Annotated in this window: 1 protein-coding gene; it reads right to left on the reverse strand. The window is 66.8% G+C overall.

The genetic code is table 11. The features are described from left to right. The coding region (locus ACY34M_RS41855; protein ID WP_462724163.1) for a hypothetical protein at window positions 1-1,060 on the reverse strand (1,060 nt) is incomplete at both ends.

A 1,060-nucleotide genomic window follows, 5' to 3' on the forward strand; every position in this document is an offset into this window, starting at 1 on the left:
AGGGCTCTCGTTCACCGCACCAAGCAGGCTGCCCGGCACGTGCGGACGATGCGGCGCATCCGCGTCCCGGTACTCGTCCCGCAGACCCAGCTGATGCGTCAACTCGTGCACCAGATGCACCGGGTCCGCCTCCGCCCACCACACCGACTGATCCATCACCCGGTCACGACCCACCAGGTCCACCGTCAGATGCGGGGACTCCCCCGGCGCCACCAACTCCACCGACACATGCAACCGGTCATTATTCGGCAGACGATAAGCGGGATCGTTCAAGAACTCCGCCACACCGGAGCTCAGCTTGTCGAACACCTGCTGCGGTCGGTCTTCCTCGCCATCACGCAGCGCCACCCGCACCGTCAGATCCGTCACCGGCTCACCGTCGAACACGAACCGCCGCGCATCGAACCCCGAACGCACCACGAAACGAGGTCGGGAGTCCTGCGGCCCCACCGGAACCGGCGGTGTGACCTCCTGGACCGGCTCCGTACTCATCGTGTCCTGCGGAAGCCGGGGGCGCGCCTCACCTGACGGCGGCAGCGGACGCTGAATGCTGTCACCGCGATTGTTCGTGCCCAGACTGGCGGCGAGCGTCGTGAAGTCGCGCGCCACACCGAACCAGCCCTTGTCCGCCGGAACCAGCGCACGCACCGGACTGTCCTCCGCCAACTGCTGGACGAACATCTCCTTGTACGCGTTGTAGACCCGCGCCGTGTTCGCCGGCTCCTTCGCCGCGTTCACCCGGTAGTCACTGGTGATGGCGATCGACGCGACATCCATCAGGTAGGTGTCGATCAGGTCCGTGACGTCCTTCGCCTTGGCGCCCTCCTCACCGATCTGCGCATCCGCGGCGAGGATGTCGGCCATGCCACGGACGATGTCCCGGTAGATCTTGTGCCGCGTACTGCTCGGGAACGCGGCCATGACGTGATCCGCCTGGCCCGCGCTCTCCGTGTTCATCGTGCGCGGCGGGTTCAGGTGACCGAGGCCGGGGACGGGAAGCGGAATCCCGCGGAACATCGCCTCCTCGTCGGGGATGTCGGTGTTCCGGGAGGCGAGAGGA

Source organism: Streptomyces sp. EDA2-14, from assembly GCF_054963755.1.